At 63.3% G+C, this 15,778-nt stretch carries 15 protein-coding genes; all 15 read left to right on the top strand.

The window, feature by feature from the left end; genetic code table 11:
• Positions 1-2: 2 nt before the first annotated feature.
• Positions 3-710 (top strand): nitrate reductase molybdenum cofactor assembly chaperone, encoded by a 708-nt coding sequence (gene narJ / locus ABLV49_RS18925; protein WP_349278901.1) that lies wholly within the window; start codon positions 3-5, stop codon positions 708-710.
• Complete coding sequence (gene narI, locus ABLV49_RS18920) at positions 707-1,507, top strand: respiratory nitrate reductase subunit gamma (RefSeq protein ID WP_349278899.1); 801 nt, start codon at positions 707-709, stop codon at positions 1,505-1,507. The genes narJ and narI overlap by 4 nt, the downstream gene beginning before the upstream one ends.
• A complete protein-coding gene (locus ABLV49_RS18915) occupies positions 1,504-2,358 on the top strand; it encodes a peptidylprolyl isomerase (RefSeq protein WP_349278897.1) in 855 nt (284 codons plus the stop codon). The genes narI and ABLV49_RS18915 overlap by 4 nt, the downstream gene beginning before the upstream one ends.
• Positions 2,355-3,047 (top strand): carbonic anhydrase, encoded by a 693-nt coding sequence (locus ABLV49_RS18910; protein WP_349278895.1) that lies wholly within the window; start codon positions 2,355-2,357, stop codon positions 3,045-3,047. The genes ABLV49_RS18915 and ABLV49_RS18910 overlap by 4 nt, the downstream gene beginning before the upstream one ends.
• 95 nt (positions 3,048-3,142) lie before the next feature.
• A complete protein-coding gene (locus tag ABLV49_RS18905; protein WP_349278893.1) occupies positions 3,143-3,376 on the top strand; it encodes an antitoxin in 234 nt (77 codons plus the stop codon).
• On the top strand, positions 3,373-3,777 hold the full coding sequence (vapC, locus tag ABLV49_RS18900) for a type II toxin-antitoxin system tRNA(fMet)-specific endonuclease VapC (protein WP_349278891.1): 405 nt from the start codon (positions 3,373-3,375) through the stop codon (positions 3,775-3,777). Before ABLV49_RS18905 ends, vapC begins: the two co-directional genes overlap by 4 nt.
• 169 nt (positions 3,778-3,946) lie before the next feature.
• Entirely contained in the window at positions 3,947-4,558 is a 612-nt protein-coding gene (locus ABLV49_RS18895) for a DUF3885 domain-containing protein (RefSeq protein ID WP_349278889.1), read from the top strand.
• Between the two features lie 30 nt (positions 4,559-4,588).
• A complete protein-coding gene (locus ABLV49_RS18890; RefSeq protein ID WP_349278887.1) occupies positions 4,589-5,038 on the top strand; it encodes a hypothetical protein in 450 nt (149 codons plus the stop codon).
• Between the two features lie 289 nt (positions 5,039-5,327).
• Complete coding sequence (locus tag ABLV49_RS18885) at positions 5,328-8,882, top strand: LAGLIDADG family homing endonuclease (RefSeq protein WP_349278885.1); 3,555 nt, start codon at positions 5,328-5,330, stop codon at positions 8,880-8,882.
• A 41-nt stretch (positions 8,883-8,923) separates the two neighbouring features.
• A complete protein-coding gene (locus ABLV49_RS18880; RefSeq protein WP_349278883.1) occupies positions 8,924-9,583 on the top strand; it encodes a nitroreductase family protein in 660 nt (219 codons plus the stop codon).
• A gap of 64 nt (positions 9,584-9,647) precedes the next feature.
• On the top strand, positions 9,648-10,052 hold the full coding sequence (locus tag ABLV49_RS18875) for a ribonucleotide reductase subunit alpha (RefSeq protein ID WP_349278881.1): 405 nt from the start codon (positions 9,648-9,650) through the stop codon (positions 10,050-10,052).
• A 97-nt stretch (positions 10,053-10,149) separates the two neighbouring features.
• Positions 10,150-10,692 carry a hemerythrin domain-containing protein gene (locus tag ABLV49_RS18870; protein WP_349281793.1) on the top strand — a complete coding sequence of 181 codons (543 nt, stop codon included), beginning with the start codon at positions 10,150-10,152 and terminating at the stop codon, positions 10,690-10,692.
• 22 nt (positions 10,693-10,714) lie between these two features.
• Positions 10,715-12,007, top strand: a complete 1,293-nt coding sequence (locus ABLV49_RS18865; protein WP_349278879.1) for a glutamate-5-semialdehyde dehydrogenase — start codon at positions 10,715-10,717, stop codon at positions 12,005-12,007.
• A gap of 273 nt (positions 12,008-12,280) precedes the next feature.
• Positions 12,281-13,576 carry a glutamate--cysteine ligase gene (gshA, locus tag ABLV49_RS18860; protein ID WP_349278877.1) on the top strand — a complete coding sequence of 432 codons (1,296 nt, stop codon included), beginning with the start codon at positions 12,281-12,283 and terminating at the stop codon, positions 13,574-13,576.
• A gap of 306 nt (positions 13,577-13,882) precedes the next feature.
• Complete coding sequence (locus ABLV49_RS18855) at positions 13,883-15,751, top strand: potassium transporter Kup (RefSeq protein ID WP_349278875.1); 1,869 nt, start codon at positions 13,883-13,885, stop codon at positions 15,749-15,751.
• Positions 15,752-15,778 lie beyond the last annotated feature (27 nt).

Raw genomic sequence — 15,778 nt, 5'->3', positions numbered from 1 at the left:
ACATGGCACTGTTCAACAACATTCCCAAGGCAAGTAAAAGCCTGCGCGTGCTGGCACGCCTGCTGGGCTACCCGGATGCCGAACTGCGCGGCCACCTGGCCGACCTGCGCGGTGCGCTGCACGACGAAAAATCCCTGCCGGCCCAGCGGCTGGCCGAACTCGACGCGCTGATCGACACGCTTGAGCGCAAGGAAGCGCTGGAAGTCGAATCCGACTATGTCGAACTGTTCGACCGGGGCCGCGCCACCTCGCTACACCTGTTCGAGCATGTGCATGGCGACTCGCGCGAGCGCGGGCCGGCGATGATCGACCTGGCGCAGACCTACGAAAAGGCCGGCATGTACCTGGGCGAAGGCGAAATGCCCGACTTTTTGCCGGTGGTGCTCGAATTCACCTCGACCCAGCCGCCGCGCGAGGCGCGCGAATTCCTGGCCGAAATGGCGCATATCTTCAATGCCATCTTCGCGGCCTTGCAGCAGCGCTCAAGCCCCTACGCCTGCGTGCTGGGCGCCCTGCTGGAGCTGGCCGGCGAGAAAGCATCGCCGGTTGAAATCGCCGCCGAAGAGCCGATCGACACCGTCTGGCAGGAGCCGGTCGTGTTCGACGGCTGCTCGTCCAAGGGCCAGGCCAAACCCGACCAGCCCCAACCCATCCACATCGTGCCTAACCCCTTGCGTAAAGCACGTCCTTCCCAAGGAGCACAGGCATGACCTCCCTGCACGGTTTTCTATTCGGGGTCTATCCCTACATCTGCCTGGCGGTGTTCCTGCTCGGCAGCCTGATTCGCTTCGACCGCGACCAGTACACCTGGAAAAGCGACTCTTCGCAACTGCTGCGCACCGGCCTGCTGCGCTGGGGCAGCAACCTGTTCCATGTCGGCATCCTGTTCCTGTTCTTCGGCCACCTGGTCGGCCTGCTGGCGCCGCATGCGTTTTATGCCCACTTTCTTGAAGCATCGGTCAAGCAGAAGATCGCCATCTACTCGGGCGGCCTGTTTGGCGTGCTGTGCTTCATCGGCCTGTCGATGCTGATCTACCGCCGCATCTTCGATGAGCGCATCCGCTACACCAGCCACAAGACCGACCTGGCGATCCTGCTGATCCTGTGGGTGCAACTGGTCGTGGGCCTGATCACCCTGCCGTTTTCCTGGGCGCACTCGGACGGCAGCGTGATGCTGATCCTGGCCGATTGGGCGCAGCGCATCCTGACCTTGCGCACGGTCGATGCCGAGGCGCTGGCCGGCCTGCCCTGGCCCTACCTGTTCCACATCGTGTTCGGCATGACGATCTTCCTGCTGTTCCCGTTCAGCCGCCTGGTCCATGTGTGGAGCGGCTTTGCCTCGGTCGGCTACCTGTTCCGCCCCTACCAGATCGTGCGCAGCCGCCGCCTTGATGTTGGTGCCACCACCCGGACGGCACCGCGTCCCCAGCAGCAGCCTGCGCCAGCATCGCAGGCCGCCAGTCAGCCGGCGAAAACCATCGTGAAACCAGAAAGCAAATTCTCATGAATGCACAAACGTCCACCGTCACCGGGTGCGGCAGCAGCACCTGCCAGTGCGCCGGTACGGCTGCTTCCACCCAAGCCGCCGTGCCGACAGCTGCCGTCAACGGCATCGAATTGCACGCACCCGGCCAGCGCCCAGACGTGAACACCTTGCGCGAGCTGGCATATTCCGAACTGCTGCGCCAGCATGCGGTGATGAAAGGCCTGCTGCCGCGCCACAAAGACCTGACAGCGCCCGAGCTGGGCGAGGCCGAACGAAAGGTCATCGAGGCCATGGTGGATGGCGAAGTGCACAGCCCCCAGCCCAATGAAGATGAATGCCAGCGCTATTACGAGGCCAACACGGCGCAATTCATGGTCGGCCAGGCGCTGCATGTGCGGCACATCCTGTTTGCTGTCACGCCCGGCGTCAACGTGCATGCGCTGACGGTGCATGCCGAAAAGGCGCTGCTCGAACTGACCCGCAAGGACGCTTTCCCCGAGCGCTTTGCCCAGCTGGCCGCCGAACTCTCGAACTGCCCGACCAGCGCCCAGGGCGGCGACCTGGGCTGGGTCGGCCCGGACGACTGCGCGCCCGAGCTGGCCAACGAGCTGTTTCACCAGAAGCACTCGCAGTGGGGCATGGGCGTGCATCCGCGCCTGATCCACACCCGTTTCGGCTTTCACATCATCGAGGTACTGGGTCGCCGCGCCGGCAAGCTGCCCGCTTATGGCGAAGTGCGCGAGCGCATCAAAGCGCTGCTGGAGATGCAGTCGCGTGCCCGCGCGCTGCACCAGTACATGAGCCTGCTGGTCGGCGAGGCGCTGGTCGAAGGCATAGCCCTCGAAGGGGCCGATTCGCCGTTGGTGCAATGACCCAAAACGCCGCAACCACGGACGAGCTGCTGCTGCGTTTGCGGCGTTTCAAGTCGGATTACTTTCCCAGGCACCAGCAGCGCTTTCAGGATCTGGTGTCCGAGGGCCAGCATCCCAAGACGCTGTTCATCGGCTGCTCGGACTCGCGGCTGGTGCCTTACTTGCTGACCGGCACCGGGCCGGGCGAGCTGTTCATTGTCCGAAATGTAGGCGCATTCATTCCGCCCTACGGTGGCTCGCACGGCCTGCACGGCACCACGGCAGCGATTGAGTATGCCGTCCTGAGCCTGAAGGTCGAGCGCATCGTGGTCTGCGGCCACAGCCAGTGTGGCGGCATCCGGGCGGCCTATGAAGGCGTGCCGGAGGAGGCTGTTGCCCTGAAAGCCTGGCTCAGGCTGGTGCAGGAAGCCCTGCTGCCGGTGCAGCCCAGCCCCGAGGCGCTGCGCCGCACCGAGCAGCGTTCGGTCGTGCTGCAGCTGGAGCGGCTGCTCGATTACCCGATGGTCCGGCGCGCGGTGGAAGCCGGAACGCTCACGCTGCACGGCTGGCACTACGTGATCGAGGAGGGCGAAATCCACATCTTCGACGCCCAGAAAGGCGATTTCGTGCCGGCTTCGCAGGCATCGAACTGCGGCACCGGCCCTTATCAGCCCTATGTGGAGCACGACGGGCAGGTCATATCAAGCTGATCGGGCGGCCGCGCCAAAACCGCCTGAAGGGCCTTGCAATTGCATTTTTTAGACAAGTAGCTATCATTGGTAGCTACTTATTTCAGGAGACCGCCATGAACACTGCCCGCCTCTTTCAGTCTGGCCGAAGCCAGGCCGTTCGCTTGCCCAAAGAGTTCCGTTTCAACGGCGCCGAGGTCAGCGTGCAGCATTTCGGCAACGGCGTCTTGCTGTTGCCCATCAATGACCCCTGGGCGACGCTGGAGGCCGGTCTGGCGGCGTTTGAGCCGGGCTTTACCCTGGCGCGGGAGCAGCCGCCGCAGCAGGTTCGCGCCGAGATTGCCGCATGATCCTGCTCGACACGAATATCTGTATCTACATCATCAATGCCCGGCCTGCGCATGTGCTGGCGCGCTTTCATGCCAACCGGCTGGGTGATATCGGCTTGTGCAGCGTGGTGGCCGCCGAGTTGGCCTACGGCGTAGCCAAGAGCGGCTCCGCGCGCAACCGGGAAGCGCTGGAGATGTTTTTGGCGCCGCTGGAGATTTTGCCTTTCGATGCCAATGCCGTGTGGGCCTATGGCGAGCTGCGCGCCGATCTGGAGCGCCGGGGGCAGCCCATAGGCGCACTCGACACCATGATTGCCGCGCATGCCTTGAGCATGCATGCGCTTCTGGTCACCAACAACACGCGTGAGTTTTCGCGGGTGACGGGGCTGCAATTGGACAACTGGGCGCTTGAGGCACAGTAGGCTGGGAAGCGTGAAGGAGCAGTCAGTTTACTGAAGCGCTCTGTTTTTGATAGCTGCTTGCGCAGGCGAATCATGGGCTGGTGGCCTGAAAGGCTTGGATTTGTTCATGCTGCAGCGGTTCTGCTTTTAACCTGCGCGAATAAAGCAGGCTGGGCCACACCTTTCACAAATGCTGGAGAGCAAAATTTCAATTTTTCAAGAACAAAAATATCCGCTGACCTGGTGGTGTACTGAATTTGGTAAAACTGCGCCGGTCGGCCATGCTCTCAGGCAGTTTCTGCCTCTGAACTGGACTCGTTTTCACTCGCTGCCCGAATCCAAGCGCTATCCAGAATCGGAAGACGAGTATCTTGAAATCATCAGGCGGAATGCCATGGTCGCAAGCGAGCTATTTCAAATTGATGAGCCGATATATGTGTACAAATCTTATTACCGCTATGAGAAAAAATTACGCGGAAAGTCAAGGCATCAAGTTGCAGGCCGTCAACTAAGGGAAGATGTTTCCCAACTTTTTATTAATGTGGGTCGATCCCATCAAGACGAAGATAACCAATGCAGTGTTCGCGCTTTGGTTACGAAGTGGAAGCCTGACTTTTTCGAGCGCCTTATTCGTCAAGTTGCCGTATTTGACGAAGCGGGTGTTTCGCTGGTTTCGCCAGCAACTAAGAATATTTTTTGTCCCTATGATGGCGGAATGGACATCTTTACTTTCTCCCTCAATCCGGCTGAGCTTGAAAACAAATTTCACAGCTGGCTGTCCGTGAATTCAAACAAAATGTAGGCGTAACAAGATGCTTAGGGTTTACCAGTCATGAAAGAAGCTCTGCCATATCCGCACCAGGTTGACTATGTCTGGCTGGCAGTAGATGACCAGCATCATGTCGCAATATTTTTCACGGGCGGTGAAGGGCCGATACCTGCAACCGCCCATTCAACCAATGAATCGGCTTACCAGATCGAAGAGCAAGCGTTAGCGCTTCCGGAAAAATCGGATGTCCGGCTTCATGTCAGTTACCCGAGGCTTGAGGACTACGTCGCTATGGCAAAGCGCGGTGTGTATGCCTTGGACTGGGGCGATGTCCACCGTACCCGGAGCGCAGAAAAAGGCATCTATGAATTGGTCGCAGAACCCTTGATGGCAATAACGCTTGAACAATTACCCGCCGAGCTGCGGCTGATTGTTGAAGCCACGCATCTGGTTGGAATCAAATTTTCTCAGTCGGCGCAGTCCGGGATCAAGGTATGCCGGACTGTGCCATGAATTTTGCCGAGCCTTGATAGGTCACTCCACGCTTCTTCACAACTTTGTGCCTCATCTTTAACAAGCACCAGCCCCCCCCCCAAGATTATTTAGCCATCCCGGCCGGCCGATGAGTTCGGGCAGTTCTTGCTAACCGTCCTGCTGTTGTTTGCCAGCAGCGTTTGCTACGCGCTTTTCACCACAGTGCCACCCCGCCATACTTTGCTGGCACCAAGCCTTGGGCGCAGAATTCGATGCAATAGCTGCCCGGTAGTGTCGCCCCGCAGCATTTTCCAAAGGAACCCCCCACATGAAGCGCGAACATTTTGGCCGGCCGCAAGACCTGACCGCCACCCAGCCCATCAGCCACGACGTGCTGAAGGAAAAGTACCTGAAACCGGGCGAAAGCGGCGTGGAAGACGTGTACCGGCGCGTGGCGCGGGCGCTGGCTTCGGTCGAGCTGCCCGCCGAGCGCGAAAAGCACGAGGCGCTGTTCCTGGAAAACCTGCACGCCGGCGCGATTGGCGCGGGCCGCATCATGAGCGCGGCGGGCACGGCCATCCAGGCCACGCTGATCAACTGCTTCGTGCAGCCGGTCGGCGACTGCATCCAGGGCGTCGATGACGGCGGCTACCCCGGCATTTACGAAGCGTTGCGCGAGGCCGCCGAAACCATGCGGCGCGGCGGCGGCGTGGGCTACGACTTTTCGCGCATCCGCCCGCGCGGCGCCGAGGTCAAGGCCACCGCGTCGATGGCTTCCGGGCCATGCAGCTACATCAACGTGTTTGACCAGTCGTGCTCGACGGTGGAAAGCGCCGGTGCGCGGCGCGGCGCGCAGATGGGCGTGCTGCGCATCGACCACCCCGATGTGCACGAGTTCATCACCGCCAAGCGCACGCCCGGCCGCTGGAACAACTTCAACGTGTCGGTCGGCATGTCGGACGGCTTCATGCAGGCACTGGGCGACGACCAGCCGTGGGAGCTGGTGCACAAGGCCAAGCCCGGCGCGGCCCTGATGGCCAAGGGCGCATTCCAGCGCGCGGACGGCCTGTGGGTCTACCAGACCGTGGCGGCGCGCGAGATGTGGGACACCGTGATGCGTTCGGCCTATGACTTCGCCGAGCCGGGCATCTTGTTTCTGGACAACATCAATACCGACAACAACCTGCGCTACTGCGAGGCGATTGCGGCGACCAATCCCTGCGTGACCGCCGATACGCGATTGGCGACGCAGCACGGCCTCGTGCCCATCGGCTGGCTGCAGGCCAACGGCGGCGCGCTGAACTGCACGGTGGACCGCCGCGCGCTGGGCGCGGATCAGCGCGGCACCGTCACTCGGGCGGCCGTACCGGCATTTCTGAGCGCGGGGCAAGCCGAGGTCTTCAAGGTCACCACGGCCGAGGGCTATCAGATCAAGGCAACGGCCTGGCACGAGTTCTACACGGCCCGAGGCAAGCTCAAGCTGTCGGAGCTGAAAGCCGGTGACGAGTTGTGGGTGCAGTCGGGCAAAGGCCAGTTCGGCGCCCAGGGCAGCGGGGCGCTGGGCATGCTGCTCGGGCTGATCACGGGCGACGGGCACTTCACGGATTGCGGCAAGGGCGAGCAGGCTGCGGTCATCAGTCTGTGGAACGAGGAGCGCCAGCTCGCCGATGACATTGCCGGTTCCGTCAACGCGCTGATCGCCGGCACGTCGCTGGCACCGCGCGACTACCTCGTCAAGCCCGTCGCCGTTGCAGAGCGCAACATGGTCTTCATCCGCTCGACCATGCTGGCCCGCGTGCTGGATGGTTACGGTTTCAATGGAGAGACCAAGCTGGAGGTGCCCGAAGTGGTATGGCGGGGCAACGAAGCCTGCATGCGCGGCTATCTGCAAGGCCTCTTTCAGACCGACGGCACGGTCAACGTGTCGTCGAACCGCCAGAGCTGTTCGGTGCGCCTGTCGTCCAGCCACCGGCCGCTGCTGCAGGACGTGCAGGTGCTGCTGGCCAACTTCGGCGTGTTCTCGCGCATCCACGAGCGGCGCGAAGCTGGCCCGCGCAGCTTGCCAGATGGCCAGGGCGGACAGCGCGACTACCTCTGCCAGACCCAGCACGAGCTGATCGTTGACGGCGAATCGCGCGAGGCCTTCATGCGCGAGATCGGCTTCCTGCTTCCTGCCAAGCGCGAGAAGTACGACGCCTGGGTCGCCGGCAAGGCACTCGTCAAGACCCAGCGCTTTGCCGCCACCATCACCGCCATCGAGCCCGCTGGCGTGGAGCCGGTCTATGACACGACCCAGCCGGACGGCAACACCGTCATCTTCAACGGCCTCGTCACCGGGCAATGCGGCGAGCAGCCACTTCCGCCCTACGGCTGCTGCGACCTCGGCCCCATCATCCTGACGCGCTTCGTGCGCCATCCGTTCGGCTTCGGCGGCGAGCCCGAATTCGATTTCGAGGCCTTCGAGGCGTCCGTGGCGACGCAGGTGCGCGCGCTCGACAACGTGCTCGAAGTGACCTTCTGGCCGCTGCCGCAGCAGCAGGCCGAATCCAGCGCCAAGCGCCGCATCGGCGTCGGCTTTACCGGCCTGGGCAACGCGCTGGCCATGCTGCGCCTGCGCTACGACGCCCCCGAAGGGCGCGAGGTGGCTGCCCGCATCGCCGAGCGCATGCGCGATGCCGCCTATGCCGCTTCGGTCGAGCTGGCGAAGGAAAAAGGCGCTTTCCCCAAGTTCGACGCCAACGGCTACCTGGCCACCGGCACCTTTGCCAGCCGGCTGCCGGCCGCGTTGCAGCAGGCGATCCGCGCCCATGGCATCCGCAACAGCCACCTGCTGTCGATTGCGCCCACCGGCACGGTCAGCCTGGCCTTTGCCGACAATGCCTCCAACGGCATCGAGCCGGCGTTTTCGTGGATGTACAAGCGCAAAAAGCGCGAATCCGACGGCAGCACCACCGAATACGCGGTCGAGGACCACGCATGGCGCCTCTACCGCGAACTGGGCGGCGACGTGAACAAGCTGCCCGGCTACTTCGTCTCGGCGCTCGACATGACGGCGGCCAGCCACATCGCCATGATGCAGGCGGTGCAGCCCTTCATCGACACGGCGATTTCCAAGACCGTCAACGTGCCGGCCGACTACGCCTACGGCGACTTCAAGAGCCTGTACCACCAGGCCTGGCGCGCCGGGCTCAAGGGCCTGGCGACCTACCGGCCCAACGCCATTTTGGGCGCGGTGCTCGAAACCCACGCCAGCCCCGACGCCACGCCGGCCGCAGCGGCGCCAGCGCCGGTGGACCCGATGCGCACGGTGATCGAAAGCCGGCCCAAGGGCGCGCTGTCGGCGGTCGCCGAAAAGGTCGAATACTGGACGCAGGAAGGCCACAAGACGCTGTACATCGTGGTGTCGTTCCTGCCGGTGCCGGCTGCCAGCGGCTCGGGCACGGTCGAGCGCGCCATCGAGTTCTTCATGCCGGTCGGGCAGAGCGGCGAGTCGCAGCAATGGATCACCTCCAGCATGCGCATGCTGTCGCTGGCCGCGCGCGGCGGCTTCCTGGAGCGCGCGCTCAGCGACATGCGCAAGGTCGCCTGGGACCGTGGCCCGGTGCGGCTGGGCACCTACGAAAAAGCCGACGGCACGCGCGTGCCGCTGTGGCACGATTCCGAGGTGGCGGCGATTGCCTACGCGGTGCAAAATATCATCGCCAGGCGCGCGGCCCAGTCGGCCCTGAGCCTGGCGCCGGCAGAGCCCGTGCAGGTCGCCTCCAGCCTGGCGCCGCCGGTCATGGCCGGCAAGAAATGCAGTGAATGCGGCGCCCATGCGGTCATCCGCAAGGACGGCTGCGATTACTGCACCCAGTGCGGCCATCTGGGCACTTGCGGGTGAGTTGCTGCGCCGATGAACGTCCTGGTGAAAGGTGAAACACGATGACTTCTGCCGCCTTGCCCCTTCAGCCCGCCGCGCCGCTTCACCATGCCCTGGCCGAAGGCGACCTGTCGATGGCCGCCTTGCTCATGCAGTCGCGACAGACCATCCTGCCCAGGCGGCTGGGCGGGGCTGGCCCCACCCGGCCGGAACTGGAGGTGATCCTGAACGCCGCGTCCGCCGCGCCAGACCATGGGCAGCTGCTGCCCTGGCGCTTCGTGCTGGTGCCGCAGAATGCGCGAGGGCTGCTGGCCGATGTCTTTGGCGAAGCGCTGCTGGAGCGCGACAGCGCCGCCACGCCCGAGCAGGTGGCGCAGGCGCAGGAAAAAGCCCACCGCGCGCCGCTGCTCATGCTGGTGGTGGTCGATGGCCGCCGGGGCGACCTGATGATAGACCTGTTCGAGCGCATGATATCGGCCGGCTGCGCGCTGCAAAACATGCTGCTCATGGCCACCGCCATGGGGTACGGCTCGGCGCTGACCAGCGGCAAGGCGCTCAAGTCGGGCGGCCTGCGCGCGCTCTTTGGCCTGGTCGAGGGCGAGCATGCGCTGTGCTTTGTCAGCATGGGAACGGCGCAGTCGCGCAAGCCCCCGCATGTGCGGCCGTCGCCCGGCGATTACGTCAGCATCCTGTCGCCCGATGGTGGCACGACAGTTTTTTAGTTTTCTGGCCGGCAGGGCTGCGCCTTTGTCGGCACCTCTTTTTTTTCATGACTGGATGTTTTTCATGACGATTTCGAATTTTGATGATCTGCTGCAGGCCGCCCGCGCCCAGCCCGCGCCGCAGCGCTTGCTGTTTGTCTTTGCCGGGGCCGAACTGCCCGAGGACGCGACGCCAGAGCAGCGCGCCGGTTTTGCCGCCGGGCAGGGCGGCGCGCTGGTGCCGCTGATGTGCGTGGACAAGCGCCCCGACGAGCTGACAAGCTTTGCCGCGCTGGCCGCCGAGTCCGCCGGGTTCGGCCATGACTGGCGCATCGTGTTCGCCGCCGCGCTGCCCGGCACCGCCAGGAAGCCGCCGACTTCCGAGGACGCCGAGGCGCCGCTGCTGCGCATGGTCGAGGCCATCAAGCACGGCGAGATCAGCGCCTACATCCCGTTCGACGCGCAGGGTCAGGCCGTGCAACTGGGTTGACATGACAGCCGCGAACCCGTCCGCCCGCCCCGCCATTCGCCAGGTAGCGCTGCCCGGTCACCGCGCACCAGGCGCCGGGCTGGAAGCGCCGTTCGAGATGCTGGCTGCCTGCCACGAGCGCGCCCTGCGCATGCTGGCGCTGCAGGCCAAACTGCAGCAATACCTTCTGGACAAAGGCTGCGACGAGCCGGCGCGCCAGGCCGCGCGCGACGTGATGCGCTACTTCGACCTGGCCGCGCCGCTGCACCATCAGGACGAGGAGCTGCATGTCTTCCCGTCGCTGCTGGCCGGGCCGGACGCTGCGCTGCGCGAACTGGCCCGGCGGCTGGCGCAGGACCACCGGCAGATGGAAGTGGCGTGGACCGAGGCCCGCCGCACGCTGCAGGCGATTGCCGACAGCCCCGAATCAGGCTGGACGCCACTGACGCCCGCGCAGAGCGCCGCGCTGGCGCAGTTCGCCGCCCTGTACCGCCGGCACCTGGACGACGAGAACACCATCGCCTATCCCGCCGCGCAGGCCGCATTGCCGCCCACAGCCGTCGAGGCCATGAGCCGGGACATGATGCAGCGCCGGGGCGTTGCGCCGAAAATCCAGGAGCCGCAGGCCGGCGCCGTGTTGAAGGCAAAATACTCGCCCTGAACCTTGAACGAAAGCCCGACCCATGAACGCCCTCAACATCGCTGAATACATGCAGACCCTGGGTTTGCAGGCAAAAACGGCTTCTGCGCAGGTGGCGCGTGCGCCGGCAGCTATCAAAAACAGAGCATTGCTGAATCTGGCCGGCTTGCTGCGCCAGAACTTGGGAAGCCTGCAGGCGGCCAACCAGCGCGACCTGGAGCGCGCCGCTGCCGCCGGGCTGGCCGGGCCGCTGCTTGACCGCCTCAAGCTCGGCGCCAAGGATCTGGAAACCGTCGCGCTCGGCTGCGAGCAGCTGGCCGCCATGCCCGACGTGATCGGCGAGATCATCGGCATGAAAGAGCAGCCCAGCGGCATCCGCGTCGGCCAGATGCGCGTGCCGATTGGCGTCTTCGGCATGATCTACGAAAGCCGCCCGAACGTGACGATTGAAGCCGCATCGCTGGCCATCAAGAGCGGCAACGCCTGCATTTTGCGCGGCGGCTCCGAGGCCATCGAGTCGAACAAGGCGCTGGCCGCTCTGGTGCGTCAGGCGCTCGAACAAGCCGGCCTGCCCCCTGACGCCGTGCAGCTCGTCGGCACCACCGACCGCGAGGCCGTCGGCCAGCTGATCGCCATGCCGCAGTATGTCGATGTCATCATCCCGCGCGGCGGCAAGGGCCTGATCGAGCGCATCAGCCGCGATGCCAAGGTGCCGGTCATCAAGCACCTGGACGGCAACTGCCACGTCTATGTCGATGACCCGTGCGACATCGCCATGGCCGTGAAGATCGCCGACAACGCCAAGACCCAGAAATACAGCCCGTGCAACGCGACCGAAGGCCTGCTCGTGGCGCGCGGCGTGGCCGAGGCGTTTTTGCCGAAAATCGCCGCCATCTATGCCGCCAAGGGCGTGGAAATGCGCTGCGATGAGGCCTCGGCGCACATCCTGCATGCGTATCCAGCTATTGAATCAATAGCAAACATCGTTCCGGCCAGCGAGCAGGACTGGTACGAGGAATACCTGGCGCCGGTCATCAGCATCAAGGTCGTGTCCGGCGTCGAAGAGGCGATTGCGCACATCAACCGCTATTCCAGCCACCACACCGACGCCATCCTGACGCGCGACCACATGCATGCCCAGCAGTTCCTGCGCGAGGTCGATTCGGCCAGCGTGATGGTCAACGCCAGCACGCGCTTTGCCGACGGCTTCGAGTTCGGCCTGGGCGCGGAAATCGGCATCAGCACCGACAAGTTCCATGCGCGCGGGCCGGTCGGCATCGAGGGCCTGACCTCGCTGAAATACGTGGTGCTGGGCCAAGGCGAAGTCCGCACCTGATACGTTGAAGATGCGCTGAAAACCGGCCCGGCGGGACGCCGGTCGAGAAAGCCGTGGGTCTGCACTTGCAAGCCACGCTTGTATCCCAATCTTTCGTAAGGATTCCCCGCCTTGCCCGCCGTGAGGCCGTTGGCCAGCCCCGTGCCGTGGGCTGCCTGACGCCTTGTAGGCCATTTGCGCCTCTGGCGGGCAAGCCGGATATTGGGCGATTCATAAGCCCTAGAATTCGGGATAACCGAACAAAATAACGATTCCCCCATCGAAAGTGGCCGCATGGTTCCGCACCTCATTACTGCCCTGACCGGCCCCATCAACGAGCTTGAACAGCGCATCCTGGACACCACGCCGGCCATCGAGCGCTGGTTCCGGCTCGAATGGATGGAGCACACGCCGCCTTTCTACAGCTCGGTCGATATCCGCAATGCCGGCTTCAAGCTCGCGCCGGTCGATACCAACCTGTTTCCGGGCGGCTGGAACAACCTGACGCCGCAAATGATGCCGCTGGCGGTGCAGGCGGCCATGGCCGCGATTGAAAAAATCTGCCCCGAGGCGCGCAACCTGCTGGTGGTGCCCGAACACCACACCCGCAACCCGTTTTACCTGGCCAATGTGGTACAGCTCAAGCGCATTTTTCACCAGGCCGGCCTGAACGTGCGCTTTGGCTCGCTGAGCGCCGACATCAAGGAGCCGACCATGATGCAGCTGCCGGGCGGCGAGAGCCTGGTGATCGAGCCCTTGATCCGCACCGACCGCCGGCTGGGGCTCAAGGACTTCGACCCCTGCACCATCCTGCTCAACAACGACCTGTCGGCCGGCATTCCCGGCATTCTGGAAGACCTGCACGAGCAGCACCTGCTGCCGCCGCTGCACGCCGGCTGGACGGTGCGGCGCAAATCCAACCATTTCAAGGCCTACGAAGAAATTTCCAAGCGCTTTGGCAAGCTGCTCGGCATTGATCCGTGGCTGATCAATCCGCTGTTTGCCCAGTGCGACGACATCAATTTCCCGGAAGGCCGGGGCATGGAATGCTTGAGCACGCATGTCGATGCGCTGCTGTCGCGCATCCGGCGCAAGTACAAGGAATACGGCATCAACGAAAAGCCGTTTGTCATGGTCAAGCCCGACAACGGCACCTACGGCATGGGCGTCATGACGGTGCATGACGCCAAGGAACTGGACACGCTCAGCCGCAAGACCAAAAACAAGATGAGCACGACCAAGGACGGCCAGCCGCTGTCTGAAATCATCATCCAGGAAGGCGTGCTGACCAACGAGCGCATCGGGGGCGCCGTGGCCGAGCCGGTGGTGTACATGATGGACCGCTATGTGGTCGGCGGCTTTTACCGGGTGAATGCCGAGCGCGGCGTGGACGAAAACCTGAACGCGCCCGGGGCCAGCTTCGAGCCGCTGGCCTTTTCGGACAGTGGGCGCCTGCCGCAGAACGGTGAAATCCCCGGCTCCAGCGGCCCGAACCGGTTTTACATGTACGGCGTCGTCGCCCGGCTGGCCATGCTGGCGGCCAGCTACGAGCTTGAAGCCACCGATCCGGATGCCGAGGTGTACGACTGAGCGTCCGCACTGCATCGCAATCTCATGCTTTATTGGCCATTTGCGCTTATCTGGTGGGTATTTGTTGCTATTTATTTTATAGTGAACGGCAAAGGCGGGCAGTTCGCTCGACTGGCTTGCCTGGACGGGGCCGGGCGAGTTGTTGCAGTGCAACAAAACCGGCGTTTCTTCCAGCCGGGGGTGTTTCCTGATGGCAGGCGGGTCGGCTGCATGCAAAATAGCGGTCCCTTAAATAACCATTCCGTCGGCCTTGGCCGCTGTTGACCGCTTTCAAGCCGGTTCAATTTCCACAGACGGGCAGTTCTTGTGACAAGTCAAAAATCATCACTTGCCGTGCTGACCGTGGGCGCCATCGGCGTTGTTTACGGCGACATCGGCACCAGCGTCCTGTATGCCATCAAGGAAGTCTTCGGCTCCGGCCATGTTCCCTTTACCCCCGACAACGTGTACGGCATCCTGTCGATCTTCTTCTGGACCCTGACCGTCATCGTTTCGCTGAAATACGTCACGCTGGTGCTGCGCGCCGACAACAACGGCGAGGGCGGGCTGATCGCCATGCTCGCGCTGGCCTCCACCGCCGTGCAGGACCGGCCCCAGCTGCGCAAGGTGCTGCTGCTGGTCGGCATCTTCGGCACCTCGCTGTTCTACGGCGACGGCGTCATCACGCCGGCGATTTCCGTGCTGTCGGCGGTCGAGGGCCTGGAGGTGATTTCGCCCACCTTCACCAAGGCGGTGATTCCCACCACGCTGGTCATTTTGTTTGGGCTGTTTGCCATGCAAAAGCACGGCACGGCAGGCATCGGCAAGTTCTTCGGCCCCATCACCATCGTCTGGTTTGCGGTGCTGGCGCTGCTGGGCGTGTCCCAGATCGTGACGCATCCGGAGATCCTGTTTGCGCTCAGCCCGCATTACGCGCTGATGTTCATGTGGGCCAACCCCGGCATCACGTTCATCATCCTGGGCGCCGTGGTGCTGTGCGTCACGGGCGCCGAGGCGCTGTATGCCGACCTCGGCCACTTTGGCAAGAAGCCGATCCGGCTGGCCTGGTTTTCGGTGGTCATGCCATCGCTGGTGCTCAATTATTTCGGCCAGGGCGCGCTGCTGCTGAGCAACCCGGCGGCGGTGAAAAACCCGTTTTACCTGATGGCGCCCGACTGGGCGCTGATTCCGCTGGTGGTGCTGGCCACCATGGCCACGGTGATCGCCTCTCAGGCGCTGATCACCGGCGCCTTCAGCGTCACCAAGCAGGCCATCCAGATGGGCTATTTGCCCCGGCTGCGCATCCAGCACACCAGCGTTCGCGACACCGGCCAGATCTACATGCCGTTCGTCAACTGGGGCCTGTTTGTCACCATTGTGCTGGCGGTGGTGATGTTCCGCTCGTCGAGCAACCTGGCGGCGGCCTACGGCATTGCGGTCTGCACCGACATGCTGATCACCACCATCCTGACCTTCTACGTGATTCGCTATGGCTGGAAGTACCCGCTGGCGCTGTGCATTGCCGCCACCAGCATGTTTTTTCTCGTCGATTTCGCGTTTTTCGCGTCCAACCTGATGAAGCTGTTCGCCGGCGGCTGGTTCCCGCTGGTGATTGGCGGCGCGGTGTTCACGCTGATGATCACCTGGAAGCAAGGCCGGCAAATCCTCAATGAAAAGCTGCGCACCGACGCGATTGACCTGTCGAGTTTCCTGGATGCGGTGTTTGTCAGCCCGCCCTTGCGGGTCGAGGGCACGGCCGTCTTCATGACCGCCGAGCCGGGCATCGTGCCCAACGCGATGCTGCACAACCTCAAGCACAACAAGGTGCTGCACGATCAAAACCTGTTCGTCACCGTGGTGAACCATGAAGTGCCGTGGATTGGCATGGACAAGCGGCTGCAGGTGGAATCGCTGGGCCACGACTGCTGGCAGGTGAACATTCACTACGGCTTCAAGAACGACCTGGACCTGCCCAGGGCATTGCAGCAGATCAAAAACCGGGGCTGCCAGCTGGAGCCGATGACGACGAGTTACTTTTTATCGCGCGACACGGTGATTCCGACCATCGGCAGCGGCATGGCGGCCTGGCGCGAAAAGCTGTTTGCGCAGATGCACCACAACGCCAGTGGCGCGGCTGATTTCCTGAACCTGCCGAACAACTCGGTGGTCGAGCTGGGCAGCAAGATCGAGATCTGATTACAGCGCTACGTCAATGCAAAAGGC

This window comes from Polaromonas hydrogenivorans (assembly GCF_040105105.1).
In the GTDB taxonomy this organism is placed as follows: Bacteria; Pseudomonadota; Gammaproteobacteria; order Burkholderiales; family Burkholderiaceae_C; genus Polaromonas; species Polaromonas hydrogenivorans.
This window is presented reverse-complemented; position numbering and strand designations above follow the sequence as displayed.

What these genes read in the sequence shown, in the direction of transcription:
- gshA (WP_349278877.1), top strand. Translation starts at nt 12,281, where the DNA reads ATGGTTCCGCACCTCATTACTGCCCTGACCGGCCCCATCAACGAGCTT.
- narJ (WP_349278901.1), top strand. Translation starts at nt 3, where the DNA reads ATGGCACTGTTCAACAACATTCCCAAGGCAAGTAAAAGCCTGCGCGTG.
- ABLV49_RS18875 (WP_349278881.1), top strand. Translation starts at nt 9,648, where the DNA reads ATGACGATTTCGAATTTTGATGATCTGCTGCAGGCCGCCCGCGCCCAG.
- ABLV49_RS18885 (WP_349278885.1), top strand. Translation starts at nt 5,328, where the DNA reads ATGAAGCGCGAACATTTTGGCCGGCCGCAAGACCTGACCGCCACCCAG.
- ABLV49_RS18880 (WP_349278883.1), top strand. Translation starts at nt 8,924, where the DNA reads ATGACTTCTGCCGCCTTGCCCCTTCAGCCCGCCGCGCCGCTTCACCAT.
- vapC (WP_349278891.1), top strand. Translation starts at nt 3,373, where the DNA reads ATGATCCTGCTCGACACGAATATCTGTATCTACATCATCAATGCCCGG.
- ABLV49_RS18915 (WP_349278897.1), top strand. Translation starts at nt 1,504, where the DNA reads ATGAATGCACAAACGTCCACCGTCACCGGGTGCGGCAGCAGCACCTGC.
- ABLV49_RS18890 (WP_349278887.1), top strand. Translation starts at nt 4,589, where the DNA reads ATGAAAGAAGCTCTGCCATATCCGCACCAGGTTGACTATGTCTGGCTG.
- ABLV49_RS18865 (WP_349278879.1), top strand. Translation starts at nt 10,715, where the DNA reads ATGAACGCCCTCAACATCGCTGAATACATGCAGACCCTGGGTTTGCAG.
- ABLV49_RS18910 (WP_349278895.1), top strand. Translation starts at nt 2,355, where the DNA reads ATGACCCAAAACGCCGCAACCACGGACGAGCTGCTGCTGCGTTTGCGG.
- narI (WP_349278899.1), top strand. Translation starts at nt 707, where the DNA reads ATGACCTCCCTGCACGGTTTTCTATTCGGGGTCTATCCCTACATCTGC.
- ABLV49_RS18895 (WP_349278889.1), top strand. Translation starts at nt 3,947, where the DNA reads ATGCTGGAGAGCAAAATTTCAATTTTTCAAGAACAAAAATATCCGCTG.
- ABLV49_RS18870 (WP_349281793.1), top strand. Translation starts at nt 10,150, where the DNA reads ATGCTGGCTGCCTGCCACGAGCGCGCCCTGCGCATGCTGGCGCTGCAG.
- ABLV49_RS18905 (WP_349278893.1), top strand. Translation starts at nt 3,143, where the DNA reads ATGAACACTGCCCGCCTCTTTCAGTCTGGCCGAAGCCAGGCCGTTCGC.